22 protein-coding genes are annotated in these 23,141 nt (G+C 70.2%); 5 read left to right on the plus strand and 17 right to left on the minus strand.

Annotated features, from left to right (window positions below):
• The first annotated feature begins 195 nt into the window (after positions 1-195).
• Entirely contained in the window at positions 196-966 is a 771-nt protein-coding gene (locus tag ABIC70_RS05955; protein WP_053608295.1) for an SDR family NAD(P)-dependent oxidoreductase, read from the plus strand.
• Complete coding sequence (locus ABIC70_RS05960; protein ID WP_354439192.1) at positions 963-2,735, plus strand: class I adenylate-forming enzyme family protein; 1,773 nt, start codon at positions 963-965, stop codon at positions 2,733-2,735. Before ABIC70_RS05955 ends, ABIC70_RS05960 begins: the two co-directional genes overlap by 4 nt.
• Here the strand turns inward: ABIC70_RS05960 and ABIC70_RS05965 are convergent.
• Positions 2,702-3,304, minus strand: a complete 603-nt coding sequence (locus tag ABIC70_RS05965; RefSeq protein WP_354439193.1) for a hypothetical protein — start codon at positions 3,302-3,304, stop codon at positions 2,702-2,704. The genes ABIC70_RS05960 and ABIC70_RS05965 overlap by 34 nt on opposite strands.
• Before the next feature lie 586 nt (positions 3,305-3,890).
• Here ABIC70_RS05965 and ABIC70_RS05970 point away from each other — a divergent pair.
• On the plus strand, positions 3,891-5,630 hold the full coding sequence (locus ABIC70_RS05970; RefSeq protein WP_354439194.1) for a methyl-accepting chemotaxis protein: 1,740 nt from the start codon (positions 3,891-3,893) through the stop codon (positions 5,628-5,630).
• Positions 5,631-5,673: 43 nt separating this feature from the next.
• Here the strand turns inward: ABIC70_RS05970 and ABIC70_RS05975 are convergent, their stop codons facing one another.
• The 5 genes from ABIC70_RS05975 to bchO all read right to left on the minus strand — a co-directional run bounded on the left by ABIC70_RS05975 (position 5,674) and on the right by bchO (position 10,466).
• Positions 5,674-6,927, minus strand: coding sequence for a cytochrome P450 (locus tag ABIC70_RS05975; protein WP_043383124.1), 1,254 nt, complete (start codon positions 6,925-6,927; stop codon positions 5,674-5,676).
• A 9-nt stretch (positions 6,928-6,936) separates the two neighbouring features.
• The gene (locus tag ABIC70_RS05980) at positions 6,937-8,208 is read right to left on the minus strand and encodes an NAD(P)/FAD-dependent oxidoreductase (protein ID WP_354439196.1); all 1,272 of its coding nucleotides are present in this window, start codon (positions 8,206-8,208) and stop codon (positions 6,937-6,939) included.
• Complete coding sequence (locus tag ABIC70_RS05985; RefSeq protein WP_043383119.1) at positions 8,208-8,453, minus strand: ferredoxin; 246 nt, start codon at positions 8,451-8,453, stop codon at positions 8,208-8,210. The genes ABIC70_RS05980 and ABIC70_RS05985 overlap by 1 nt, the downstream gene beginning before the upstream one ends.
• Positions 8,454-8,662: 209 nt before the next feature.
• Positions 8,663-9,448, minus strand: coding sequence for a gamma-glutamyl-gamma-aminobutyrate hydrolase family protein (locus tag ABIC70_RS05990; protein ID WP_043757034.1), 786 nt, complete (start codon positions 9,446-9,448; stop codon positions 8,663-8,665).
• Positions 9,449-9,557: 109 nt separating this feature from the next.
• The gene (gene bchO, locus ABIC70_RS05995; protein ID WP_043383113.1) at positions 9,558-10,466 is read right to left on the minus strand and encodes an alpha/beta fold hydrolase BchO; all 909 of its coding nucleotides are present in this window, start codon (positions 10,464-10,466) and stop codon (positions 9,558-9,560) included.
• Positions 10,467-10,685: 219 nt separating this feature from the next.
• Here bchO and ABIC70_RS06000 point away from each other — a divergent pair, with 219 nt between their 5' ends.
• The gene (locus tag ABIC70_RS06000; protein WP_164706391.1) at positions 10,686-10,832 is read left to right on the plus strand and encodes a hypothetical protein; all 147 of its coding nucleotides are present in this window, start codon (positions 10,686-10,688) and stop codon (positions 10,830-10,832) included.
• A gap of 31 nt (positions 10,833-10,863) precedes the next feature.
• Here the strand turns inward: ABIC70_RS06000 and ABIC70_RS06005 are convergent, their stop codons facing one another.
• Complete coding sequence (locus tag ABIC70_RS06005; RefSeq protein ID WP_182592345.1) at positions 10,864-12,534, minus strand: magnesium chelatase subunit D; 1,671 nt, start codon at positions 12,532-12,534, stop codon at positions 10,864-10,866.
• A 226-nt stretch (positions 12,535-12,760) separates the two neighbouring features.
• The gene (gene bchI, locus ABIC70_RS06010; protein ID WP_354439198.1) at positions 12,761-13,771 is read right to left on the minus strand and encodes a magnesium chelatase ATPase subunit I; all 1,011 of its coding nucleotides are present in this window, start codon (positions 13,769-13,771) and stop codon (positions 12,761-12,763) included.
• A gap of 203 nt (positions 13,772-13,974) precedes the next feature.
• Here bchI and ABIC70_RS06015 point away from each other — a divergent pair, with 203 nt between their 5' ends.
• The gene (locus ABIC70_RS06015) at positions 13,975-15,486 is read left to right on the plus strand and encodes a hypothetical protein (RefSeq protein WP_279897928.1); all 1,512 of its coding nucleotides are present in this window, start codon (positions 13,975-13,977) and stop codon (positions 15,484-15,486) included.
• Positions 15,487-15,493: 7 nt separating this feature from the next.
• Here the strand turns inward: ABIC70_RS06015 and hemA are convergent, their stop codons facing one another.
• From hemA to bchM, 9 genes are all read right to left on the minus strand, one after another.
• Positions 15,494-16,711, minus strand: coding sequence for a 5-aminolevulinate synthase (gene hemA, locus ABIC70_RS06020; RefSeq protein WP_354439200.1), 1,218 nt, complete (start codon positions 16,709-16,711; stop codon positions 15,494-15,496).
• 112 nt (positions 16,712-16,823) lie between these two features.
• The gene (gene puhE, locus ABIC70_RS06025; protein WP_043354267.1) at positions 16,824-17,618 is read right to left on the minus strand and encodes a putative photosynthetic complex assembly protein PuhE; all 795 of its coding nucleotides are present in this window, start codon (positions 17,616-17,618) and stop codon (positions 16,824-16,826) included.
• Position 17,619: 1 nt separating this feature from the next.
• Positions 17,620-18,708, minus strand: coding sequence for a magnesium-protoporphyrin IX monomethyl ester (oxidative) cyclase (gene acsF, locus ABIC70_RS06030; protein ID WP_043354266.1), 1,089 nt, complete (start codon positions 18,706-18,708; stop codon positions 17,620-17,622).
• Positions 18,705-19,001, minus strand: coding sequence for an O2-dependent cyclase accessory protein (locus ABIC70_RS06035; RefSeq protein ID WP_020095258.1), 297 nt, complete (start codon positions 18,999-19,001; stop codon positions 18,705-18,707). Before ABIC70_RS06035 ends, acsF begins: the two co-directional genes overlap by 4 nt.
• Positions 19,001-19,495, minus strand: a complete 495-nt coding sequence (gene puhC / locus ABIC70_RS06040) for a photosynthetic complex assembly protein PuhC (RefSeq protein ID WP_052083600.1) — start codon at positions 19,493-19,495, stop codon at positions 19,001-19,003. The genes ABIC70_RS06035 and puhC overlap by 1 nt, the downstream gene beginning before the upstream one ends.
• Before the next feature lie 11 nt (positions 19,496-19,506).
• Entirely contained in the window at positions 19,507-20,157 is a 651-nt protein-coding gene (gene puhB / locus ABIC70_RS06045; protein WP_043757042.1) for a photosynthetic complex putative assembly protein PuhB, read from the minus strand.
• Positions 20,154-20,933: a photosynthetic reaction center subunit H gene (puhA, locus tag ABIC70_RS06050; RefSeq protein WP_043757045.1), complete on the minus strand. Its 780-nt coding sequence runs from the start codon at positions 20,931-20,933 to the stop codon at positions 20,154-20,156. The genes puhB and puhA overlap by 4 nt, the downstream gene beginning before the upstream one ends.
• Before the next feature lie 18 nt (positions 20,934-20,951).
• On the minus strand, positions 20,952-22,382 hold the full coding sequence (locus tag ABIC70_RS06055; RefSeq protein WP_043383090.1) for a BCD family MFS transporter: 1,431 nt from the start codon (positions 22,380-22,382) through the stop codon (positions 20,952-20,954).
• Positions 22,379-23,131, minus strand: a complete 753-nt coding sequence (gene bchM, locus ABIC70_RS06060) for a magnesium protoporphyrin IX methyltransferase (RefSeq protein ID WP_043757049.1) — start codon at positions 23,129-23,131, stop codon at positions 22,379-22,381. The genes ABIC70_RS06055 and bchM overlap by 4 nt, the downstream gene beginning before the upstream one ends.
• Between the last annotated feature and the right edge of the window lie 10 nt (positions 23,132-23,141).

Here is a 23,141-nt window from a genome sequence, read left to right on the forward strand (position 1 = left end):
GCGGTGGCCGCGTGAGGCGCTGGTCCCCTCTCCCGTGCGGGAGAGGGACAGGGTGAGGGATCGGGTCTTTCCGGACAGCGCGCACCCCTCACCCCAACTCTCTCCCGTACGGGAGAGGGGGCGCGTCGCGACCGTCAGATCCCGCGGAACCAAGCTGGCGGGCGTGTCCGGCCCTGCGCAGCGCGGAGGCGAGCCATGTCCCTGTTCGACCTGACCGGCAAGGTCGCGCTCATCACCGGCTCCTCCCGGGGCATCGGGCGGGCGATCGCCCTGCGGATGGCCGAGCACGGCGCTCGGGTGGTCATCTCTTCGCGCAAGCGCGAGGCCTGCGCGGCGGTGGTCGCCGAGATCGAGGCCGCGCACGGCGCCGGCCGCGCCGTGGCGATCCCGGCGAGCATCTCGGTGAAGGACGAGCTGGAAGCCCTGGTCACCGAGACCGAGGCGCGGCTCGGCCCGGTGGACGTGCTCGTCTGCAACGCCGCCAGCAATCCCTATTACGGGCCGCTGGCCGGCATCTCCGACGCGCAGTTCCGGAAGATCCTCGAGAATAACGTCCTGGCGAACCACTGGCTGATCCAGAGGGTCGCCCCCGGCATGGTGGCGCGGCGGGACGGCGCGATCGTCATCGTCTCCTCCATCGGGGCGCTCAAAGGGTCGCCGGTGATCGGCGCCTACAACGTCTCGAAGGCCGCCGACCTCCAGCTCGCCCGCAACTACGCGGTGGAGTACGGGCCCGCCAACGTGCGGGTGAACTGCCTCTGCCCGGGGCTGATCCGCACCGATTTCGCCCGGGCCCTGTGGGAGGATCCCGAGATGCTGGCCGCCACCACGGACGCCGCGCCCCTGCGCCGGATCGGCGAGCCCGACGAGATCGCCGGCGCCGCCGTGTTCCTGGCCTCCGCGGCGGGCCGGTTCGTGACCGGTCAGGCACTGGTCATCGACGGCGGCGTGACCATCGCCCGATGAGTCTCGACCCCCGCATCCCCGCCGGCTGGCCTTCCCTGCCCTTCCGCGAGGCCGAGGCGCGGCTCACCGCCCCGGGCGCACCCTTCGCCATCGCCACGGTGCCGATCCGGGGCGTGCCGACCCGGATCTGGGAGAAGGCCCCGCCGACCCTGCGCGACCTGTTCCGGATCGCCCGGGGACACGGAGAGAAGACCTTCGTTGTCTATCAGGACGAGCGCGTGACCTTCACGGGCTTCGCCCGGGCGGCGACCACCCTCGCGCGGGCCCTGGTGGAGGCCGGCCTGCGCAAGGGCGACCGGGTCGCCATCGCGCAGCGCAACCTGCCCGAATGGCCGGTGAGCTATTTCGGTGCCCTGCTCGCCGGGGCGATCGCGACGCCGCTCAATGCGTGGTGGACCGGGCCCGAGCTCGCCTACGGCCTGCAGCATTCGGGCGCGCGGGTGCTGATCGCCGACGGCGAGCGCTTCGCCCGGCTCACCCCGCATCTGGGCGAATGCCAGGCCCTGGAGCGGGTCCTCACCACCCGGATGGAGCCGGACCCCCGGGCGACGCCGCTCGCCGAGATCGTGGGGCCGGTCCGGGACTGGGCCGCCCTGCCCGAGCTGCCACTGCCCGACATCGCTCTCGATCCGGAGGACGACGCGACGCTGTTCTACACCTCGGGCACCACCGGCAAGCCCAAGGGGGCGGTCGGCACCCACCGGGCGGCCGCCACGACGGTGATGGCCTATCCCTACTCGGCGGCGCGCAGCGCCCTGCGCCGGGGCGAGAGCCCGCCCAAGCCCGACCCGTCCGCGCCGCAGCGGGCGGCGCTGCTGGTGATCCCGCTGTTCCACGTCACCGGCTGCCACGCGAGCCTCGGGGCGGCGCTCTACGGCGGCCACCGGCTGGTGATGATGCACCGCTGGGACGCGAACGCGGCCCTCGACCTGATCGAAGCCGAGGGCTGCACCAGCGCGGGCGGCGTCCCGACCATCGCGTGGCAGCTCGCCACCGCCGCCCGGGAGGCCGGACGGCCGCTGCCGAGTCTCGAGGGCGTCACCTATGGCGGGGCCCCGGCCGCCGGCGACCTCGTGCGAACGCTCGGCGAGGCCTTGCCGAAGGTCGTCCCCGGGACCGGCTGGGGCATGACCGAGACCTCGGCGACCTTCACCCATCACCAGGGCGAGGATTACCTCGCGCATCCCGAGTCCTGCGGTCCGCCCCTGCCGGTCTGCGAGGTGCGGATCGTCGACCCCCTCGGGGACGTGCTGCCGCCGGGCACGGTCGGCGAGCTCTGCGTGAAGGGCCCCAACGTGGTCCGCGGCTACTGGGACGACCCGACGGCCACCGCCGAGGCCCTCTCCGAGGGCTGGCTGCGCACCGGCGACCTCGCCCGCGCCGACGACGAGGGGTTCCTGACCATCGTCGACCGGATCAAGGACATGCTGATCCGCGGCGGCGAGAACATCTATTGCTGCGAGGTCGAGAACGCCCTCTACGCCCATCCGGACGTGATCGACGCCGTGGTGCTGCCGGTGCCCCATCCGACCCTCGGGGAGGAGCCGGGCGCCATCGTGGTTCTGGCGGAGGGGTCGAGTGCCGACGCCTCGGAGATCCGCGCCTTCGCGGCCGCGCGGCTCGCGGCGTTCAAGGTCCCGGTGCGGATCGTGATCCGGGACGAACTCCTGCCGCGCAACCCCGCCGGGAAGATTCTGAGGGCCCCCCTGCGGGCGGTGTTCGCAGGCGTGTCAGATCAGAACGGCTCACCCTCTGGGTCCGGGCGGTAGACCCGCAGGGTCCGGCCGTCGGGGAACTGCACCGTCCGGCGGCGGACCACGACGTAGCCGGCGGCCTGCGCGCTGCTCAGGCGATCGAGGCGGTCGTCGGTGTCGCCCGGCGCGTAGCCGTACCCATAGCCGGGCCCGTAATTGTAGGCGCGGTAGCGCGCGTAGCCCTCAGGCGGAGGCGGAGGCGGAGGCGTGGGCGCTGCCGCGGCGATCTGCGGGCCGCTGCGGATCATGCGGGCCGGCGCCGCGGTGATGCGGGCCCGGCGCGGCGCGGCGGCGAACCGCTTGGCGGTCGATGATGGGCCGCGTGCCGCCTTCCGCTCCGGCTCGCGCCGCGCCGCGACGGCCGTCCGTTTGGCGGGCGTCGGCCGGGCCTTCGTCGCCGCCGCGGGGGTCGAGGCGGCCGTTGCCGGCGCCGCCGCCTTCTGATCCGCGGCCGGCGCCTTTTCGGTGGCCGGTTTGTGGGCCGGTGGGTCCGTCCAGGTCGTGGCCACGGATTCGGCGGATGCGCCGCCCAGGCCGAGGGCCAGGATGAGGGCGGCGAGGCTCGTTCGCGCACCGTGCAACATGGTGCCCTCCTGAAATCGCGGCGTTCCCGACTGATCCGCTAGGCGATGCAACAATAGATCGAACTGCCGCACAGGGGAATTCCGTCGCTGCATTTCCATGAAGATCGTCGAAGCACGTTTAATACCGATGACGCTCCGCTCGGGCGGTCCGTGTCGGGGCGGCCGCGGTCCTGCCGGCCGGGAGCCGCTGCCGGACCGGCGCCATCGGAGCCTGCCGATCGATGACGGATCCTGCGGCCGGACAGGCTCGCGCTCGTGGCGCAGACCGGACTGATCGTCGGGCCGACCGCCTGCTCGCCCCTGCGGCCGGACACGGGCTGCTTCAGGCGGGTACACTACAGCGTGACCGGACAGCCGTGAACAGTTGAGTTGCTGTCCCGTCTCGAATAGAATTAGATACTAATCTATGTAAATTTACTGAGATAGGCTGCTTTCACGGGGCGCCTCTCGACATCCGCCCTCAGGGTTCCGGCTCTCGGTCGCGAATTTTTGCGATTTACTAACCCGATCGCGCGAAAGTGGCCCGATGCAGCGCCGACGGCGACCCTGTTCCGGCAGGCTGCAGGCGTCCTCTTCCGGTGCTCGGATGATTCCCAACCAGACCAGCCGCCCATCCGCCGCCCGTGCCGTGCCGTGGCACAGTCTCGCCAACCTCAAGCTCCGCCACAAGCTGGCGGCCGTGATGGTCCTGGTGCTCGTGGCCATCGGCGCCCTGAGCGCGCTGAGCTACGTCGACATGCGCAGCTCGGCGCTCGAGGATCGCGCCCTGATGACGAAGCGCCTCACCGAGGTCGCGCAGAGCCTGCTCGGCCATTACGAGGCGCAGGCCACCGCGGGCCAGATGCCCCTCGCCGAGGCGCAGAAGGCGGCCCTCGCGGCGATCACCGCCCTGCGCTTCGGCAGCGAGGACTACTTCTTCGTCCTCGATGCCCAGGGTCACCTGATCGCCAACGCCTTCAACGCCAAGAACGTCGGCAAGCGGGTGGTGGACCAGACCGACGTCCCGGGCGGAAAGCGCTACTTCGCCGAGATGGTCGAGACCGCCACGCGCGACGGCTCCGGCTTCGTCGACTACATGAAGCCGCGCGCCGGCGGGTCCGTGGCGGTGGAGAAGGTCGCGAGCGTGCAGATGTTCAAGCCGTGGGGCTGGATCGTCGCCACCGGCCTGTACCGGGACGATGTCCACGCGGCCGTGCGCGACCGGGCGGTCACCATCGCCGTCTGGTCCGCCGGCCTCGCCCTGCCGATCCTGGCGCTGCTCCTCCTCGTCGGCAACAGCCTGGCGCGTCCGATCACCCGCCTGACCGCGGCGATGCGCGGCCTCGCGGACGGCGATCTCGCGGTGACGGTCGATGACCAGCGGCGCGGCGACGAGGTCGGCGCCATGGCCCGCGCGGTCCAGGTGTTCAAGGACGCCCTGATCGCCAAGCGCGCGGCCGACGCGGCCGCCGTGGCGGAGAACGACGCGAAGATGCGCCGCGCCCAGATGCTGGACGCGATCACCGCCCGGTTCGACACGCAGGTCGGCGCGCTGACGCAGGGGCTGTCCTCGGCCGCGGTGGAGATGGAGGCCACCGCCCGGGAGATGACGCGCACGGCCGCGCGGACCACCGACCAGTCCGTGCGCGTGGCCGCTGCCTCCGAGCAGACGTCGAGCAACGTGCAGACCGTGGCGGCGGCCAGCGAGGAGATGGCCGCCTCGATCCACGAGATCGCGGCCCGCGTCGCCCAGTCCTCCGCGATGGCCGACCGGGCCAGCACGGATGTGACCCAGACGAACGCCCTGATGCAGGTGCTGTCCCGCGGCACCGATCAGATCAGCGAGGTGATGGGCCTGATCGCCGGGATCGCCGGGCAGACCAACCTGCTGGCCCTCAACGCCACCATCGAGGCGGCGCGCGCCGGCGAGGCCGGCAAGGGCTTCGCCGTGGTGGCGGGCGAGGTGAAGGCGCTCGCTTCGCAGACGGCCCGGGCGACCGAGACCATCGCGGCGCAGATCGCGGCCATACAGACCGAGACGCGGCAGGCGGTCGAGGCGATGCGGACGATCGGGGGCACGATCGACGAGATGCGCACGGTGGCGCTCAGCGTGGCCGCCGCCATGGAGGAGCAGGGCGCGGCCACCAGCGAGATCGTCCGGAACGTCACGCAGGCGGCGCAGGGCACGCAGGCGGTGAGCACCGATATCGCCGACGTCCGGCAGGCGGCCCGCGACACCGGGACGGCCTCCGGACAGGTCCTGAGCGCCGCGCAGGAACTGGCCCGCTACTCGGCGAGCCTCGGCGCGGAGGTCACGACCTTCCTCGCCGCCGTCAAGGCCGCCTGAGGGGCATCAGGCGCCGCCGCCGCCCCGCCGGCCCCGCGGCGCCTCATGCGATCCCGTCGATCGCCACCCGCAGATGCTCGGGCCCGCGGAGCGCCGCGCCCGACCGGTAGGGCGGCGGGTCCTCGATGAGCCGGGGCGCCTTGAGCCGGCGGGCAAGGGCGGTCAGCGCCGCCTCGGCCTCGAACCGGGCAAGGGGCGCGCCGACGCAGTAATGCAGGCTGCCGCCGAAGCCGAGATGGCGGAGTCCGGCGCGGTCGGGGTCGAACCGGTCGGGATCCGGGAAGACGGCCCCGTCGCGGTTGCCGGAGGCCAGCAGCAGCACGAGGTCGGCGCCCTCGGGGATCGTCACGCCCGCGATGTCGATGGCCGAGAGCGTCCGCCGCGTCCGGAACTGCACCGGCGGCTCGTAGCGCAGCAGTTCCTCGATCAGCCGCGGGGCCCGGAGCGGATCCTGCCGCAGGCGCTCCAGCTCGTCGGGATGGCGCAGCAGGGTCAGCAGGCCGTTGGTGATCAGGTTCACGGTGGTCTCGTGGCCGGCCACCAGCATCAGGATCGAGGTGGCGATCAGGTCGTAATCGCCCATCTTCACCCCGGCCGGGGTCGCGTGGTTGGCAAGCCCCGACAGCATGTCGTCCCCCGGGTGCTTCCGCTTGTCCTTGATCAGGTCGGCCATGTAGCCGCCGATCGCGTCGAAGGTCCGGCTGTTCTCGGCGCGGATCTCGGGATCGGACAGGCTGTCGGGCTCCAGCGCGGTGGCGAGCTGCGTCGCCCAGCCGTGGAACTTCGGCTCGTCCTCCCGGGGCACGCCGAACAGCTCGCAGATCACCGTCACGGGCAGCGGGTAGGCGAGGTCGTCGACCGCATCGATCTCCCGGGCGCCGCATTTCTCGTCGAGCAGATCGGCGACCAATTGGTCGGAGCGGGCGCGCATCGCCTGAACGCGCTCCCGGCTGAACTGGTGCATCACCGCCGAGCGCAGGGCATCGTGGTCCGGCGGGTCGCGGAAGATGAAGACCCGGTGCCGGTCCATCATCCAGTCCTTGAGCGGCTTCACGATCAGGTCGGTGAGGGGGTTGCCGGTACGCGGCCGGTCGGCCGGGGGCAGGGTCTCGGAGCTGACCCGCGGGTCCTGCAGCAGGCTGGCGATGGTGCCGTGGGTCGCCGCAACCCAGGTGCCCTCCTCGGTGCCGTCGTCCTGGCGCGAGACGGGGTTCTCCCGCAGCCGCGCATAGATCGGATAGGGATTCGGCCGGTTGGCGAAATCCTTGACCTGATTGAGGAGGGTGGCGTCGGGCATGCGGTTTCCTTAGGGCAAGCCCGGCTCGAGGATCGTGACGGCCTTCGGCCGGTCGGTCGCGGCGCCGTGCGGCGGGAACGGGGCCCGGGCGGCGACCAGCTCGGCATGGGCCGGCAGCCAGCGGGCGGAATCCACCGAGACCGCCGCGATGCAGCGTCCTTCGCGGCCGTAGAGGGCGACGAAGCGGCCGGCGGCCGCATCGCCCTGCGTGATCGCCACGGCGTCGGCGCCCTCGGTCAGACCCGCGGATTTCACCACGAGGTCTCCTTGCGTCGACCAGAAGGTCGGCAGGGCGCCGTAGGGCACCTCGGGTCCCGCGCCGGCGAGCAGCCGGCCGGCATGGATGCCCTGCGCCACCGCGTGGCTCCAGTGCTCCAGGGCGACGCGCCGGCCCCCGTAGAGGGGATGGGGAAAGCGCGCCACGTCGCCGGCGGCGGCGATGTGCGGATCGGGCTGTCCGTCGGTGTCGAGGACATAGCCGTGCGCGTCGCAATCGACCCCGCCGCAATCCGCAGACAGGCCGGACCCTTCGAGCCAGTCGGTGTTGCGCACCGCGCCCAGGGCGATGACGGCGATGTCGGTCGCGATGCTGCCGCCGTCGACCAAGTGGGCCCGCACCAGCCGGCCGCCCTCCGCCTCCAGCCACTCGACTTCGCTGCCGCAGCGCACCGCGACCCCGTGGCCCGCGTGGATCGCGCCGATCAACCCTCCGACGGTGCTGCCGAGCACGCGGGACAGGGGCGTCGGGCCGGGCTCGACCAGGGTGACGGGAAGGCCGAGCTGCCGGCACAGGCTCGCGACCTCGCAGCCGATGAAGCCCGCGCCGATCACCAGAACGTGCCTCGGGCCGGCGGCCAGGGCGCGCCGCAAGGCGGCGGCATCGTCCCGCCCGCGCAGGGTGAAGACGCCGGAGAGCCGGCCCTCGTGGGGGTTCGGCCACGGCCGGGCGCGGGTGCCGGTGGCGATGAGCAGGCGATCGTACGGGAGGGCACGCCCGTCGGCGAGGTGGACCGTGCGGGCTTGCCGATCGAGGCTCACGGCCGCCGTGCCGAGCTGCCAGTCGGCCGCGAGGCCGTGGCGTCCCGGCAGCGTCGTCGCGTCGGCCGCGACGGCACCGGTCAGGACATGCTTCGACAGCGGCGGCCGGTCGTAGGGAGGATGGGGCTCGTCGCCGACGATGGTGAGCGGGCCGGAGAACCCCGCCGCGCGCAGGGACTCGGCACCGCGCAGGGCCGCGAGGCCGGCGCCCACGATCAGGGCCCGCCCGGGGGGCTGCGCCATCAGGCGCCCCGCTCCGGATCCTCGACCCGGATCGCCTGGACCGGACAGGCGACGCGCGCCCGCTCGATGTCGTCCCGGTCCTGCGCGGCGGGCGCGGGATCGTAGAACAGGGCCTCGTGCCCCTCGATGCGGAAGTGCCGCGGCGCCGCGTAGCAGCACTGGGCATAGGCCTGGCACAGGTTGAGATCGACGCTCACCCGCAGGCCGGACGGGGGACCGGAAGACGCATCGGCAGAGGGGGACATGGCGAGGCAACCGCGGGCGGGCGCTGCGGGTTCCGCGGGCCGTCGTCGCGGCCCGATTCGCCCGACCCTGGATGCCGATGCCTGGCAGCCTCTGGCGGCGTGGAGACGGCGGCCGCCCCCTTCATCAGGCCGCGCCGGTGGGGACGTACCCTGGGCCCGCCGCATCGGCGCCCCGTCAGGGGATCGCCGTCCGCGGCCGATGCCGCGCCTCAGCGCCCCCCGGCCACCCTTGCCCGGTGCCGCGTCGCCGCGGCCATCCCGAAGGCCTCGAACAGGGCGCGGTTGAGCGGGTTGGTCGCCGGATCGTGCTCGGCGTGCCACTGGACGCCGAGGGCGAAGCCCGCCGCGTCGCGGACGCGGATCGCCTCGACCGTCTCGTCCTCGGCGACCCCCTCGATCACGATCCGTCCGCCCGGTTCGAGGATGCCCTGGCCGTGCAGGGAGTTCACCCGGATCGTCTCGCGTCCGAGGAGACGGGCGAAGGCGCCTCCGGGCGTCAGGCGGACCTCGTGACGGTCGGCGAAGATCACCTCCAGGTCCGGATGGATCTCGCCGTTCGGGAGGCGCGGCATGCGGTGGTTGAGCCGGCCCGGCAGGTCGCGGATCTCCGGGTGCAGGCTGCCCCCGAAGGCGACGTTCATCTCCTGAAAGCCGCGGCAGATGCCGAACAGCGGCACCCCGCGTGCCACGCAGGCCTCGATCAGCGGCAGAGCCACGGCGTCGCGGTCCTCGTCGTAGGGCTCGTGCGCCGCGCAGGGCTCGGTGTTGAACCGGGTCGGGTGGACGTTGGCGCGGCCGCCCGTGAGCAGGATGCCATCCACGGTATCGAGGAGGTCGCCGAGGTCGGTGATCGCCGGGGCGGCGGCGAACATCAGCGGCAGGGCTCCCGCCACCGCGGCCACCGCCCGCATGTTGTTCTCGCCGACGATCTGCGCCGGAAACCGATTGTCGATCAGGCGGGCATTGCCGATGACGCCGATCACGGGTCTCGCCATCGTCCCGGCTGCTCCTTATGCTGGCTAATTGTGCTGTCTAAGCGGCAGGCCCTTGCTGCCCGCGGCAGGCTCTACGACCCACGCAAGGCCGACGCTAGTCCCGTCCGGGTCACGGCGGCGACAGAAGGCCCGCGTCCAAAGCCTCCGCGCGCAGCACCTCGGCCACGCGCTCCGGCGCCTCCTCGTGCGCGAGGTGGCCGAGACCCCGGATCAGGCGGACGCGGGCGTCGGGCAGGCGGTCACGCAGGGCGAAGGCGGTGTCCGGCAGGATGGCCCTGTCGTCGCCGCCGACGATCAGCACGGTCCGGGTCGCGAGGCCGGGCAGCGCCCGGTGCAGGCCGGCCAGATCCCAGTTCGCCATCATCCCCAGCGCACCGCGGACATGGCCGGCCCGGGCGAAAAGCCGCCGGTAGAGATCGACGCCCTCCGGGTCGAGGCGCGAGCCGGTCCCCTCGATCAGCCGCTTGGCCGCGGCGCGGTCCGCCGTCCAGGCGAAGATCTTCGGGGTGAGCGGGTTGAGGAACAAGAGCCGCGCCATGCCGGGGAACAGCAGATTGGCCGCCCCCGGCAAGGGCGCCAGGGCGCCGTTGAAGGCCGCCAGCAGCCGCGGGGCGATGGCGCCGTCGAGGCACATCCGTGCCAGCACGGCCGCACCGGCCGAGTGGCCCGCCGCCAGGACGGGCGGCCGGCCGAGCGCCGCCACGAGGCCCGCCACGGCCCGGGCCATGCCGGGCAGGGACAGGTCGGCGTCGGGCAGGGGATCCGTGAAACCGTGACCCGGCAGGTCCGGGGCGATGACGCGGAAGTCACGGGCGTGGAGCGGCGCCAGCCCGCGCCAGGAATGCGTGGCCGCCCCCGTCCCGTGCAGGAGCAGCAGCGTCGGGGCATCCGGGGACCCGAATTCCTGGACGTGCCAGCGCAGGCCCGCCGCCTCCACGAAGCGGCTGGCCTCCCGATGGGGCCAGTCGCGACCCTCCACGGCCCAGTCCGGTCGGTCGGTCGCGACGCCGGTCAACATGCGTCCGCATCCCGCAATGCGGCATGACCGGAGAGGCCGGAGGGGCCAGAGGCGGCGGCGGTGCTATCGTTCATGGCCGGAAGTATTTCGTAGCACTGCATAATCCTATGCGGCGGCCGCATGCCACCGGTGAGAGGAAGCGGATTGCTGCGCCGCAACAACGGCGGCATATCACGGGCGAGCAAGAGCAACACGCGTCCCCGGACTTTGGAGAAGGCCATGATCCTGTTCACCTCCTCGACCCAGAACATCGCCGCCCCGGTCTCCGGCGGCTGGAGCCTCAAGGCCGTCATCCGCGAGATGCTGAACTCGTGGCTCGCCCATCACCAGCGCCTCGCCGACAGCGGCATCGGCGGCGACCTCTGAGACCCCGCCCCGGGGCTGAAGAGCGGGGCGCTCAGAGCGCCGCCCGCACCGCTGCGCTGAGCTGACCGGCCTCGGCCCGCGGCAGCTTCAGATAACGGGCGCCCATCGCGTCCGCCACCGCCCGGGCGTCCTCGCCCCGGGTCCCCGTATCGACCACCAGGGCCGCCAGCCCGGCCGCCCGCAAGGTGCGGGCCGCCTGCAGGGCCTCCGCGCCCGCCCGGGCTCGTCCCCCCTCCCCCGACCGGGCGACGTTGGCGCGCCCGTCGGTCAGCAGCACGATCGCCGGCCGGCTGCCGCCGCGGCGCACGCCCAGCGCCACCGCGACCGCGGCATCGATCCCCGCCGCGAGCGGCGTGCCGCCCCCGCCGGGCAGCCCCGAGAGCCCGCGCTTGGCCCGGGTGAGCGAGCGGGTCGGCGGCAGCACCAACTCCGCGCCGGTGCCGCGGAACGCCACCAGCGCCACCCGGTCGCGCCGGACATAGGCCTCGGCCAGCAGCAGCTCGACCGCGCCCTTGGCTTCGGCCAGCCGCTCCAGGGCGGCCGAGCCCGAAGCATCGACACAGAACACCGTGGTGGTCTCGGTCCGCTGCTTGAGGATCCGGATCCGCAGATCGTCCCGCCGCACCACGATGCGGCGCGTCTCCTCCCCCGTGCGCCGCAGGGCCTGCCAGGGCGCGGCCGTTCGCAGGGTGGCGAGCAGGTCCAGGCGTCCCCGCCGCGGATCGCCCCGCCGGCAGCCCACCGGGCGCCCGGTGCGGGCGGCCGCCGCCTGCCCCACCCGGCCGGACTTCGCGGCCGTGAGCCGCCGACCCCCCGCCAGCAACTGGTCGAGGAGGTTCGGCGGTATGGCGGCGCGCACCGCCTCCAGCACGACGTCATCGGGGGTTTCCGCGGCGGACGGATCCGTCGTCTCCGCCCTGGGCTGCTCCTGAGGCGCGTCCGCGGGGGGCGCCTCGGCGGTCTCGGGGCGCGGCTCTTCCGGTGCGGGCAGGCGCGTGGCGCGCGGCGCCAGGACGAGGCGCCCGGCCGCGACGATCTCCGCCCGGCCGATCGGCCCGTCGCCCGCGAGGGCGCGCGCGACCCGCACCGCCAGGATCGGGCCGCGCAGCGACGCGATCCCGAAGGCCTCGGCCAGGGCGCAGAGGCTCCCGACCGGATCGGGCTCCGGAGCGTCCGAGACGGGTTCCGGCTCAGCCGGGGGAGGCTCCGCGAGGCCGTTCAGGTCGATCCGGAAGGCGAGGCGATCGGCCAGCGCCTCGGCCACCGTCTCGTCCGCCTCGCCCTCGTCGAGGAGGATCAGGCCGAATCGGGTCGGCCGGTCCACGGCGGTGCCGGCATCCAGGGCGGCCGCGAGGCGGGACGCGGTGCCGGCCGGCAGGCGCTCGGCCATGGGGACGACGACGATCCCGCCATCGGCCTCCGCCAGCAGACCGGCCCGCGCGATGGGACGGCCCGCCGCCAGGGTCGCGGCGAGATCCAGGCCGCCGAGCAGGCTGTCGTCGCCGATGCCGGGCGGCAGTCGCCGCCAGGGCGTTCCGGAGGGCAACGCGGACCGCAGGGTCTCGAGCCAGCGCTCGCGCTCCGGTCCGGGAGGGGCGCGGACCACCGCGCCACCGAGCCCATGCGGGTCGGCGGCGAGGAGCCGGGCGGCGCGATGCGCGTCGGTCCAGGGATGCGACGCGCTGAAAAGCCTGTCCTGCAGAGTCGCGTCCTCGCCCTGGGCGGCCGGTTCGGCCTGCCCGGAACGCGACTTGACGCCCCCTCTCACCCGTGCGGAAGAGGGTCGGGGTGAGGGAGGAGACCTTTCCGGATCGGGCACGTCCGTCACCCTGTCCCTCTCCCGCACGGGAGAGGAGACCCGCGCGCCATCCCGACCCGGTCGGGCGCGGTCCGTCCGGTCCACGACAGGCGGACCGGCAGCGCGACCGTCACGAAAACATCTCCGCCAGCGCCCGCTCCACCCGGGCGGTGGATCCGGATTCGTCCAGCGGGTTGCGGCGTAGCCGGTGGCGCAGGGCGGCCGGGGCGATGCGGCGGAGGTGGTCGTCGGTGACGGCCCCGGCGCCATCGAGGGCCGCGAGCGCCCGGGCGGTCCGCATCAGGGTCAGCTCGCCGCGCAACCCGTCCGTGCCTAGGGTGAGACAGAGCTGCGCCGCGCGCTCCAGGGCGGCATCCGGCACGGTGACCGACGGCAGGCGCTCCCGCGCCAGCAGGAGGCGCTTTCGAATCGCGGCCTCGTCCCGGGCGCGGGCGGCGCAGAAGCCCTCCGGGTCGCGCTCGTAGGCGTCGCGGGCACGCACCACCGCGATGCGGGTCGGGATGTCCTTCGGGGTCACGACCTCGCAGGCCAGCCCGAACCGGTCGAGGAGCTGCGGGCGCAATTCGCCCTCCTCCGGGTTGCCGGATCCGACCAGCACGAACCGCGCCGGATGGCGCAGGGACAGGCCCTCGCGCTCGACGGTGTTGACGCCGGAGGCCGCCACGTCGAGCAGCAGGTCGACGAGGTGGTCCTCGAGCAGATTCACCTCGTCGATGTACAGGAAGCCGCGATTGGCCCGGGCGAGCAGCCCCGGCTCAAAGGCCTTCACGCCTGCGCCGAGCGCCCGCTCCAGATCGAGGGTGCCGACCACGCGGTCCTCGGTGGCGCCGAGCGGCAGGTCCACCACCGGCACCGGTGTCTTGTGACTCTTTCGCGGGCCGCCTTCCGCGCAATGCGGGCAGGATGCGGTCGGGCTGTCGGGGTCGCAATTGTAGGGGCAGCCGGCCACCGCCCGCATCGGCGGCAGCAGGGCGGCCAGCGCCCGGATCGCCGTGGACTTGCCGGTGCCGCGGTCGCCGAAGATCAGCACGCCGCCGACCGCCGGGTCCACCGCCGCGATCAGCAGCGCCTGGCGCATCTCGTCCTGGCCGACGATGGCCGAGAAGGGGAAAGTGGGCACTGCGATCGACGATCCAGCTCGTGTGTTCGAATTCTGCGGACCACGACAGGCTACCTCGGTACAGCGAGTTTGTCGTTTCAGAAAGCCTCTCGCTTACCAGATTCGCGCGGGTAGGGTGTCCCATGCCCTTTACCTAGAGTAAATTCGTAGCCATAGTGATTCTATAAAGCTGATATGCTATTCGGTGCGAGATTATGCCAAACTTGGAAGAAGTTTACCGGTTATCGGGTATTCCGACGCATACCTTTGTGCATCCTGAGAAATACGACGAAATTAAAGTGTCAGTTAGGACGCCGGGCCGATGTTCTGTGTTGGAAGGGCCATCCGGGATTGGCAAAACAACGACTATAACAAAAGTTTTGTCTGAATTAGGCATCGATAAATCGGTAACGTCGCTCAGTGCGCGCAAGAAGCAAGATGTCGATTTTATCGAAGCGCTTCCTGATATGGAAGATATCGGAACCGTTATAGTTGATGATTTTCATAGATTGACCGATGATATCAAGGCTAAACTTTCCGATTTCATGAAAGTTTTGGCTGATTCGGAGAGTGATAAATCAAAACTGATTCTAATAGGAATCAACAAGGCTGGGCAGCAATTGGTTAAATTTGCGCATGACTTGGGCTTGCGCATTGACGTGTTTCGCCTTGAGGCAAATCCAGATGAGCTACTGACGCAAGTTATTGAATTAGGTGAGAAAGCTCTCAATATCACTATATCCAATAAAATTCAACTGACACAAAAATCTCAAGGCAGCTTTCAGCTAGTCCAATTATTATGTCATAAGATGTGCGTTTTGGATAAAGTTACAGAAGATGTCAAGGAACACAAAAATATAAGCACCTCTATAAACGTCGCTGTAGAAGATGTTATGAATGATCTAGGTCGACAATTCAAGGATTGTGCTGTCACCTTTGCAAGAGGATCAAAATTGCGTAAGGAGGGGCGCGCTCCTTATCTGCATATATTAAGATGGCTTTCTGAGAGCGAAGAATGGTCGTTGGATCTTGGTGAAGCGATTATTGCCCATCCCGACATGCGGGGCAGCATAGGCCAGGTGATTGAAAAAGGATGGCTATCAGCTCTCTTGTCTGATCCGGACAAGAAAGAAAAACTTACTCCATATTTTCATTTTGAACAGTCAACGTCTATTCTAAGCGTTGAAGATCCAAAGTTGATATTTTATCTTAAAAATATAATTTGGCGTGTATTTACACAGCAGGTTGGTTATAAAGCCGACTATTTTAAGGGACGCTATGATTTCGCTTTGTCTTTCGCAGGTGCAGACAGACAGCTCGCTAAGCGGATCCATGAGGCGCTCGGCGAGCGCGAAGTAGCCAGTTTCTATGATGAAAATGAGCAGCATCGCATCATTGCTCAGAATGTCGAGGATTACCTCGCTCCAATTTATAGATCTGAGGCCAAATATGTGATTGTTATACAATCTGAGAACTATCCCACTAGGATTTGGACGAAATTCGAAAGTGATAATTTCAAAGAAAGGTTCGGTAAAGGTGCAATTATTTCAATAAGGTATACTGATATCGCTCCTGGCTTTTTCTCTGAGGATGCAGCTTATGGTGGTGTGCCGTTCGATCCGACCGGTGATATGGATGCGCAAGTCGCATCCATAACTGATATTTTGTGTAAGCGACTGGTTGAAGATAAAGCCAGTGCTGACGCAGCGGAACGCGTCGAGGCGATGGGAGCGTAAGGCTCCCCTACTCCGCCGCCTTCTGCCGGAGCCCGATCCGCCCCCAGATCGTGGTCAGCGCCTCGACCAGATGCGCGATGTCGGCATCGCTGTGCAGCGGCGACGGGGTGATCCGCAGGCGTTCGGTGCCGCGGGCCACCGTCGGGTAGTTGATCGGCTGCACGTAGATGCCGAACTCGTCGAGCAGGGTGTCGGAGATCCCCTTGCACAGCACCGGGTCGCAGACCATCACCGGCACGATGTGGCTGTCGTTGGGCATGGTCGGGATGTCGGCGGCCTCCAGCGCCTGACGGACCTTCGCCACGCGCTCTTGGTGCCGGGCGCGCTCTTCGCCGCTCGTCTTCAGGTGGCGGATCGACGCCGCCGCGCCCGCCGCCACCGCGGGTGGCAGGGAGGTGGTGAAGATGAAGCCCGACGCGAAGCTGCGCACGAAGTCGCAGAGCTTCTCCGAGGCCGTGATGTAGCCGCCGTGCACGGCGAACGCCTTGCCCAGCGTCCCCTCGATCACGTCGAGCCGGTGGGCGACGCCGTCCCGCTCCGAGATGCCGCCGCCGCGCGCGCCGTAGAGGCCGACCGCGTGGACCTCGTCCAGGTAGGTGAGTGCCCCGTGGGCCTCGGCCACGTCGCAGATCTCTCCAATGGGGGCGATGTCGCCGTCCATCGAGTACACCGATTCGAACGCCACGAGCTTCGGTCGGGCCGGATCGACCAGGGCGAGCTTGCGGTTCAGGTCCTCCGGGTCGTTATGACGAAAAATGTGTCGCTCGGCGCGGGAGAACCGGATGCCCTCGATCATCGAGGCGTGGTTCTCGGAATCGGAGAAGACCGCGCAGTTCGGCAGGCGTGAGGCCAGGGTCCCGAGCGCCGCCCAGTTCGACACGTAGCCGGAGGTGAACAGCAGGGCCGCCTCCTTGCCGTGGAGGTCGGCGAGCTCGCGCTCCAGGAGCACGTGGTAGTGGTTGGTGCCCGAGATGTTGCGGGTGCCGCCGGCGCCGGCGCCGCAGCGGTCGATCGCCTCATGCATCGCGCCGGTCACGGCCGGGTGCTGGCCCATGCCGAGATAGTCGTTGGAGCACCACACCGTCACGGGACGCGTGCCGCCGGCATGGTGGTGCGTGGCGTGCGGGAAGTTGCCCGCGTGGCGTTCGAGGTCGGTAAAGACCCGGTAGCGCCCCTCCCGGTGGAGCCCGGCGATCTCAGCCCCGAAGAAGGTCTCGTAGTCCATGTCGCCTCTCCCCGAACAAATCCTGCGGGTTGATCCCGCCTGTGACACCGGACTTCGCACAAGACCAGTTCCAGATTGGTGGACGTGCGTCGCCCGTTCGTGATCCCTCGGCCTACACGTGATCCGGCGGTCCGGCCGCTTCCCCGGGCGCCCGGGCCGGCAGGCTCCAGCGCCACAGCTCCGCCGAGGGCAACGGCAGCATCAGGAACCAATGCTCCAGCGTGGCGAGCGCCGTGAGCGTCGCCAGGACCGTGAGGCCGATCAGCTCGTGCTCCAGCAGGTCCGGCCCCAGGGCCGCGCGTCCGAGCAGCGCCGCCGCGATGGTCCCGAGGCTCACGGAGACCGGGAACAGCAGGTTCATCGGCTTCCGGGACAGGTAGCAGGCGAGGTAGCCGAGATGGTCCGGGAGGAACTCGGCGTGGAGGTTGCGCACCCCCAGGAACAGGTTGAGCCGCGCCGAGAGGTTCATCACCACCAGGGTGCCGTAGGTCCACAGGGCGAAGCGGTTGGGGCTGCCCCAGACCAGGGCCAGGATCGCCAGACCCCCGATCACGATGGCGAATTCGTGCCACAGGCTGGTGGCGAGCGCCGCGAGGAACCGGTCGAACCCCCGCACCCCCGGCGCGCAGGCGGCCGGCTTGGGGCCGGACAGGAAGCCCATGTAGTAGCTCATCTCCTGCCAGCCCCAGACGACGAGCGCCGCCGTGAAGGCCGTGTAGGCCCCCGTGGCACTCGTGTCCGCGGCGCTGGACCGGATCGCCAACAGGGCGCCCGCGAGCAGCAGCGTCGCCCCGGCCATGCTCCACGCATGCGTCCGCCGCGGGGCGTGGTCGAGCAGCAGGATCAGCCCTGTGGAGAACCACCAGAGCAGGACCGCGTAGACCACCGGGGCGGCGTAGGTCCCCATGCTACCAGACCGGCTGGAGGCGGATGTCGGCCGGCAGGGCGTTGGCCTTGACGGGGAGGAGATAGAGCCGGGCGAAGGTTGTGGCCGCCCGCAGTACCTGCACGCCGTGCTGCACCGTGCCGACGACGCCGCCCCGCGCCTTGGCGTCGGCGATCGCCCGCGAGCAGGCAAGCAGCCGGTCGAGCCCCGCCTTGAACTTCGGGTTGTCGAGGTCGAGTTCCAGCGGGAATGTCTGCCGGGAGATCTCCGAGGTGATCCGGAAGACCTTGAAGTCGTAGTCGGTGGGATCGACCCCGAGCGCCTTGTGGAAGGCCGGCCGGTGATGGTCGCGCACGTACATCGTGGCGAAGACCGCAAGCAGGAAGAACCGGATCCAGTAGCGGTTCACGCCGCTCGTCAGCTTCGGGTTCGCGCGCATCAGGAGCGCGAAGGCCTCCCCGTGGCGGAACTCGTCGTTGCACCAGAGTTCGAACCACTTGAAGATCGGATGGATGCGCCGCTCCGGGTGCCGCTCCAGCTCGCGGAAGATCGTGATGTAGCGGGCGTAGCCGATCTTCTCCGAGAGGTAGGTGGCGTAGAATATGAATTTCGGTCGAAAGAACGTGTACTTCTTGGATTTGGTGAGAAACCCCAAATCCACGCCGATGCCGAAATCCTTGAGCGTATCGTTGATGAACCCGGCGTGACGCGCCTCGTCCCGGCTCATGAAGCCGAACAATTCCTTGATATCTTTGTTCTTTGCCCGCTTCCTCATCTCGGCATAGAGGACGCAGCCGGAAAACTCCGCCGTGATCGAGGAAACCAAGAAGTCCAAAAACTCCTTCCGCAATTCGGGCTCCATCTGCGACAGATCGCAGTCGAACTCCTCGTTGCGGGTGAAGTGGCGCTTGTTCGGGTCGGCGCGCAGCTCGGCAATGAGCAGATCCCAGTCGCGGCGCACGGGCTCGACATTGGTGCGATCGAGCTCGTCGAAATCCGTCGTGTAGAAGCGCGGGCTGAGGAACGTCGTCTCCTGGGCGGCCCGCGTCGATTCGTTGACCGGGACCTTGGGGACAGGCTGGCCGGAGGGCGGCGGGACAGATGCGTTCACAGCTTCCTCCTCTCGGAAAAGCTGACCTCGTAGAGTTCGGTCAGCTCGAGATGGGCGATGAGTTTGGTCCAGGCCCGCTCCAGCGCCCCGGCCCGGGTGACCGTGGCGGTGCGGCGCACGGTCAGCCGCTCGCCGTAGGGCACCGAGGTCGGCGCGTCGTGGACCTGGACCTCGTCGCCGGGTTCGATCTCGAAGCCGGCATCGAGGGTCACGTGGGCGTGCAGGCTCTCGGGGGTCTGCTCGATCTCCACCGTGCAGGGTACGGTGACGGTGCGGCTGCCGAACAGGCCCATCACCGCGTCTCCGTGGCGGGTACGCCCGGGGCGGGCATCAGCCGGGCGAAGGCGCCGGCATTGGTCGGCCCGAAGGCCTCGAGCGGCACCCGGCGGCCGGTGGCCTCGTCGGCGAGCGCGAGCCGGCCGTCCTCGTAGCGGGTCAGGCTGAACGGTTGCTCGGGCCCCAGGCCTTCCCGTTGGCGGGCCTGGGCGAGGCCCCGCAGGGTCCCGCGCAGGAAGCCGTCCTCGCCGGGGCGGATCCAGGCGACGATGTGCCGGTCGGCGATGTCCCGCAGGGCGATCGAGCCATCGACCTGATCCTCGGCGCGGAATTCGAGCCGCGCCACCGCTTTGGCGGGCGGCAGTGCGACGAGGCCGACCTGCTCGCTCCGGCCGATCAGGACCGCCAGCATGGTGAAGCCCATGAGTGCGCCCGCACCGACCATCAGCAGCGCCGGTGCCGGTCCCGCCGGCCCCATCGCCCGGCCGGCGCCCTCCGCCCGCTCGCCCATCGTGCCCCTCCCTATTCGGCCGCGACGAGGCGACCGGAATTTTCGTCCGCGCGCTCGAGCTGCGCCACCCGAACCGGCGGCGCGGTGCCGTCGGCATGGGCCGCGAGGGCCCGTGCCAGCAGCGCCGCCGCGGCGTCGGCCTCCGGTACGGACCGCATCATGGGCTCGGTCCGGGCGAGACGCCAGGGCCGGACATGCGGCCAGATGTGAAGGTAGGCGATGCGGATACCCGGCCGCAACTGCAGAGGGAGATCGCCGCTGCCATCCGTGAAGGCGCGCAGGGCCGCAGTCTCGATCTGCGCGAAGGGCAGGTTGTGGGTCACCGGCAGGGCGATGCCGGCCTGCAGCACGACACGACGGTTGGTCACCGTGTAGAGCGTCGTCCGATGGGTGAGCCATGCGAGCAGCCAGAGCAGCGCGACGGCGCCCGCGCCGATCACCAGGGTCGGTCCAACCACCTTCAGGGCCGAGGCGGGCGAACCGGCCGCCAGGCCGAAGGCCAGGGCGCAGACCGCAAACCACGCAATCACCAGACGGGCGTGGAACACCCGGACCAACAGGCCCAAGGTGGTCGGCCTGCTCTGCCACAGGATGCGCTCGCCCGCCGGCAGAGGACCGGGCAGGCCCCGCGGGGTGCCCTCGGGGAGGAAGTCGCCGCTCATATCAGGGGCTCCGCCCGGGCCGGCGTCGCGTAGAGCGTGCCGGCGCCGAAATACGAGACGATCCGCTCCTCCTCCAGGAAGGTCACGCTGTCGGGATCGCGGGTGGTCGGGATGTCGGCGAACTGGCTGGCGAGCAGCGCCTCGGTCGTCACCGTCTTGGTGAAGCCGCCGGCCCGGCAGAAGGTGGTCGGCATCAGCCGGCGGCCGCCCGCCGGGAGTTCCACCTCATAGTAGCGGATCAGCGACTCGCCGCGGTCGACCCAGACGTCGCTGATCACGCCCGCCACGGCGTTGTCGGTGCCGAACACCGTCATGCCGATCGGGTTCGGGCCGCTTTCGTGGATGACGAAGTTCTTCGCCACCCGCAGGGGAACGATGCGGATCTCCTCGTCCCAGGTCCGGTCGTGGACGTCGTGTCGCAGCACCCAGGAGCCGGGGCCGACGCCGGCCTGGAGCGACGTGTCGGTGCGCTCGTAGGGAGCGCCGGGCCAGGGCTCGACCTTGCGGGCCGGGATGCCGGTCTCGATGTCGTCCCGGCCGTGCACCGCCTGTGGTGCGTAGGTGGTCTCGCCGCCGGGGAGATGGAAGGCCTTGGACCGGGGGATCAGGATCGGATCGTCCGCCTTGCGGCGGCCGACGGCCTCGTTCTCCAGCGGGTAGCCCTCCCGCCGGTCCTCGCGGCGCAGCCAGAAGACCAGCCCGGCGAAGAAGATGAAGAACGCGTAGAGCACGACCTGGGCGACGTCGACATAACCCGTAAGTGCGCCGGTTGGCATGGCTGTCCTCCCCGAATGTCAGGCCGTCCGGCCGGCAAGGCCGTTGGCGATGCGGTCTCGATCCTCTGTCCGTGCGTCCTCGCGCACCAGCGGCCCCAGCGCGAGGAGCGCCGCGAACAGCAGGGCGATCTCGATGTGGTAGACGATGAGGTAGCCGATCGCGGGCTCGTTCATGCCCTCGCCGAGCACCCCCGACTGGGCGATGGCGCCGCCCACGTCGCGCACGAGGCCGCTCGCCGCGATCGACAGGCCCGCGGCGGTCGCCTGCACGGCGCCCCAGGCGCCGAGCGCCAGCCCCGTATCCTCGGGGCCGGCGCGGTTCATCGAGGCGGTGAGCGTGCCGTGGGCGAAGAGGCCGCCGCCGAGCCCGATCAGGCTGACGCCGGCGGCGAACAGGTCGGCCGAGGCCAGCGGCGCGGCGAAGACCACCGCCGAGAAGGCGAGGATGCCGATGCCGACGCCGACCGCCGACACCCGGAACGGATCGCCCCCGCGGCCGAGCCAGCGCGCCGCAACCAGCAGGCCCAGCCCGCCGCCCGCGGCGAGCAGCGCCGTGAGGGCCGTGGTCGCGCCCACGGAAAGGTGCAGGATCTGGCCGCCATAGGGCTCCAGCAGGATGTCCTGCATGGAGAAGCCCGCCGTGCCGAGGCCGATCGCCACGAGGCGACGGCGAGCGGTGCCCTCACCCGCATAGGCCCGCCAGGACGACCGGAAGTCGCGCTGCGGCGCCGTCTGCGTCCGGTTGGGATCGCGCGGCTCCTGCTTCCAGAGGGCGAACCCGTTGAGGATGATGGTGACCAGGGCGGCGCCCTGGATCACCTGGATCAGGCGCACCGGCGAGAAATGGGCGAGGAACAGGCCGAACAGCAGGGCGCTCGCCATCATGCCGAACAGCAGGGCCGCGCAGAGCAGCGCCACCACCTTCGGCCTTGCATGCGCGGGGGCGAGGTCGGTGGCGAGCGCCAGCCCGACGGTCTGGGTCGTGTGCAGACCGGCACCGACCAGCAGGAAGGCCAGAGCCGCCGCAAGGTTGCCGACCCAGAGCGGCCCGGTGGTGTCGCCCGACAGGATCAACAGGGCGAACGGCATGATCGCGAGGCCGCCGAACTGAAGCAGCGTGCCGAACCAGATGTAGGGCACCCGCCGCCAGCCCAGCAGCGAGCGATGCGTGTCTGAGCGGAAGCCGACCAGCGCCCGCAGGGGCGCAAAGATCAGCGGCAGCGCCAGCATCACCGCGACGATCCAGGCCGGCACCCCCAGTTCGACGATCATCACCCGGTTCAGGGTGCCGATCAGCAGCACCGCCGCCATGCCGACGGTGACCTGGAACAGGGCGAGCCGAAGCAGGCGCCCGAGGGGCAGCTCGACGGTTGCGGCATCCGCGAAGGGGAGGATCGCCGGGCCGAGGCGCATCAGCGCGCGGGTCAGTTTCTGGGATGCGGCGTTCATGTCCGCACCCCGGGCGACGCCGCCCCCGATCCAGCAGAGGCGGACGGGCGCGCGCGCGTCAGCGCCACCGCGTTCGACAGGTAGAATCCGCTGTTGATCCGGTGGCTCCGCGCCCAGGTGAAGGCGTCGAGCGCTGTTTCAGAGGTCATCCGACGGCGCAGGCCGCCCTCGGTCACCGGCACGATCGCGGGCGAACGGTCGCTGCGGGGAAAGAACTTGCCCGCCGCGTGCATCACAGTCAGCAGGGCCGTGCGCGGCGCCACGGTGAACAGCACCGAGCCGTCGGTGCGCGCACCCAGCGCCGCCAGCGCCCGGGCGATGTCGGCAGCCCGGTAGTGAATCAGCGAATCCATCGCCACCACGTGGTCGAAGCGGCCGAGACCCGGATCGAGCATGTCGCCGACGCGGAAGTCGATGCGGCCCGCCCCGGCGATCGCCGGCAGCCGCTCCTGCGCCAGCCCGATCAGCGTCGGCGAGACGTCGATCGCCACCACCTCCGCCCCGCGGTGCGCCGCCTCGACGCTGAGCGCCCCGGTGCCGCAGCCGGCATCGAGCAGGCGCAGGCCGGTCATGTCGGCGGGCAGCCAGGAGAGGAGCGTCGCCCGCATGGCGTCGCGGCCTGCCCGCACCGTGGCGCGGATGCGGCTCACCGGCGCGTCCGAGGTCAGACGCGACCACGCCTCGACCGCGGTGCGGTCGAAGTAGGTGGTCAACTCGCCCCGGCGGGCGTCGTAGCTGGCGCTGGCCATCGGTCGGACC

Source organism: Methylobacterium sp. 1973, from assembly GCF_040545035.1.
In the GTDB taxonomy this organism is placed as follows: domain Bacteria; phylum Pseudomonadota; class Alphaproteobacteria; order Rhizobiales; family Beijerinckiaceae; genus Methylobacterium; species Methylobacterium fujisawaense.

Bases quoted from the DNA above. Each gene is read 5' to 3' on its own strand.
- ABIC70_RS06035 (WP_020095258.1), bottom strand. From the start codon at position 19,001: ATGGGCCTGTTCGGCAGCCGCACCGTCACCGTACCCTGCACGGTGGAG.
- ABIC70_RS05980 (WP_354439196.1), bottom strand. From the start codon at position 8,208: ATGGCGCAGCCCCCCGGGCGGGCCCTGATCGTGGGCGCCGGCCTCGCG.
- ABIC70_RS05990 (WP_043757034.1), bottom strand. From the start codon at position 9,448: ATGGCGAGACCCGTGATCGGCGTCATCGGCAATGCCCGCCTGATCGAC.
- ABIC70_RS05965 (WP_354439193.1), bottom strand. From the start codon at position 3,304: ATGTTGCACGGTGCGCGAACGAGCCTCGCCGCCCTCATCCTGGCCCTC.
- bchO (WP_043383113.1), bottom strand. From the start codon at position 10,466: ATGTTGACCGGCGTCGCGACCGACCGACCGGACTGGGCCGTGGAGGGT.
- puhC (WP_052083600.1), bottom strand. From the start codon at position 19,495: ATGGGCGAGCGGGCGGAGGGCGCCGGCCGGGCGATGGGGCCGGCGGGA.
- bchM (WP_043757049.1), bottom strand. From the start codon at position 23,131: ATGGCCAGCGCCAGCTACGACGCCCGCCGGGGCGAGTTGACCACCTAC.
- ABIC70_RS05960 (WP_354439192.1), top strand. From the start codon at position 963: ATGAGTCTCGACCCCCGCATCCCCGCCGGCTGGCCTTCCCTGCCCTTC.
- hemA (WP_354439200.1), bottom strand. From the start codon at position 16,711: ATGGACTACGAGACCTTCTTCGGGGCTGAGATCGCCGGGCTCCACCGG.
- puhA (WP_043757045.1), bottom strand. From the start codon at position 20,933: ATGCCAACCGGCGCACTTACGGGTTATGTCGACGTCGCCCAGGTCGTG.
- ABIC70_RS06055 (WP_043383090.1), bottom strand. From the start codon at position 22,382: ATGAACGCCGCATCCCAGAAACTGACCCGCGCGCTGATGCGCCTCGGC.
- puhB (WP_043757042.1), bottom strand. From the start codon at position 20,157: ATGAGCGGCGACTTCCTCCCCGAGGGCACCCCGCGGGGCCTGCCCGGT.
- puhE (WP_043354267.1), bottom strand. From the start codon at position 17,618: ATGGGGACCTACGCCGCCCCGGTGGTCTACGCGGTCCTGCTCTGGTGG.
- ABIC70_RS05975 (WP_043383124.1), bottom strand. From the start codon at position 6,927: ATGCCCGACGCCACCCTCCTCAATCAGGTCAAGGATTTCGCCAACCGG.
- ABIC70_RS05970 (WP_354439194.1), top strand. From the start codon at position 3,891: ATGATTCCCAACCAGACCAGCCGCCCATCCGCCGCCCGTGCCGTGCCG.
- ABIC70_RS05955 (WP_053608295.1), top strand. From the start codon at position 196: ATGTCCCTGTTCGACCTGACCGGCAAGGTCGCGCTCATCACCGGCTCC.
- ABIC70_RS06000 (WP_164706391.1), top strand. From the start codon at position 10,686: ATGATCCTGTTCACCTCCTCGACCCAGAACATCGCCGCCCCGGTCTCC.
- ABIC70_RS05985 (WP_043383119.1), bottom strand. From the start codon at position 8,453: ATGTCCCCCTCTGCCGATGCGTCTTCCGGTCCCCCGTCCGGCCTGCGG.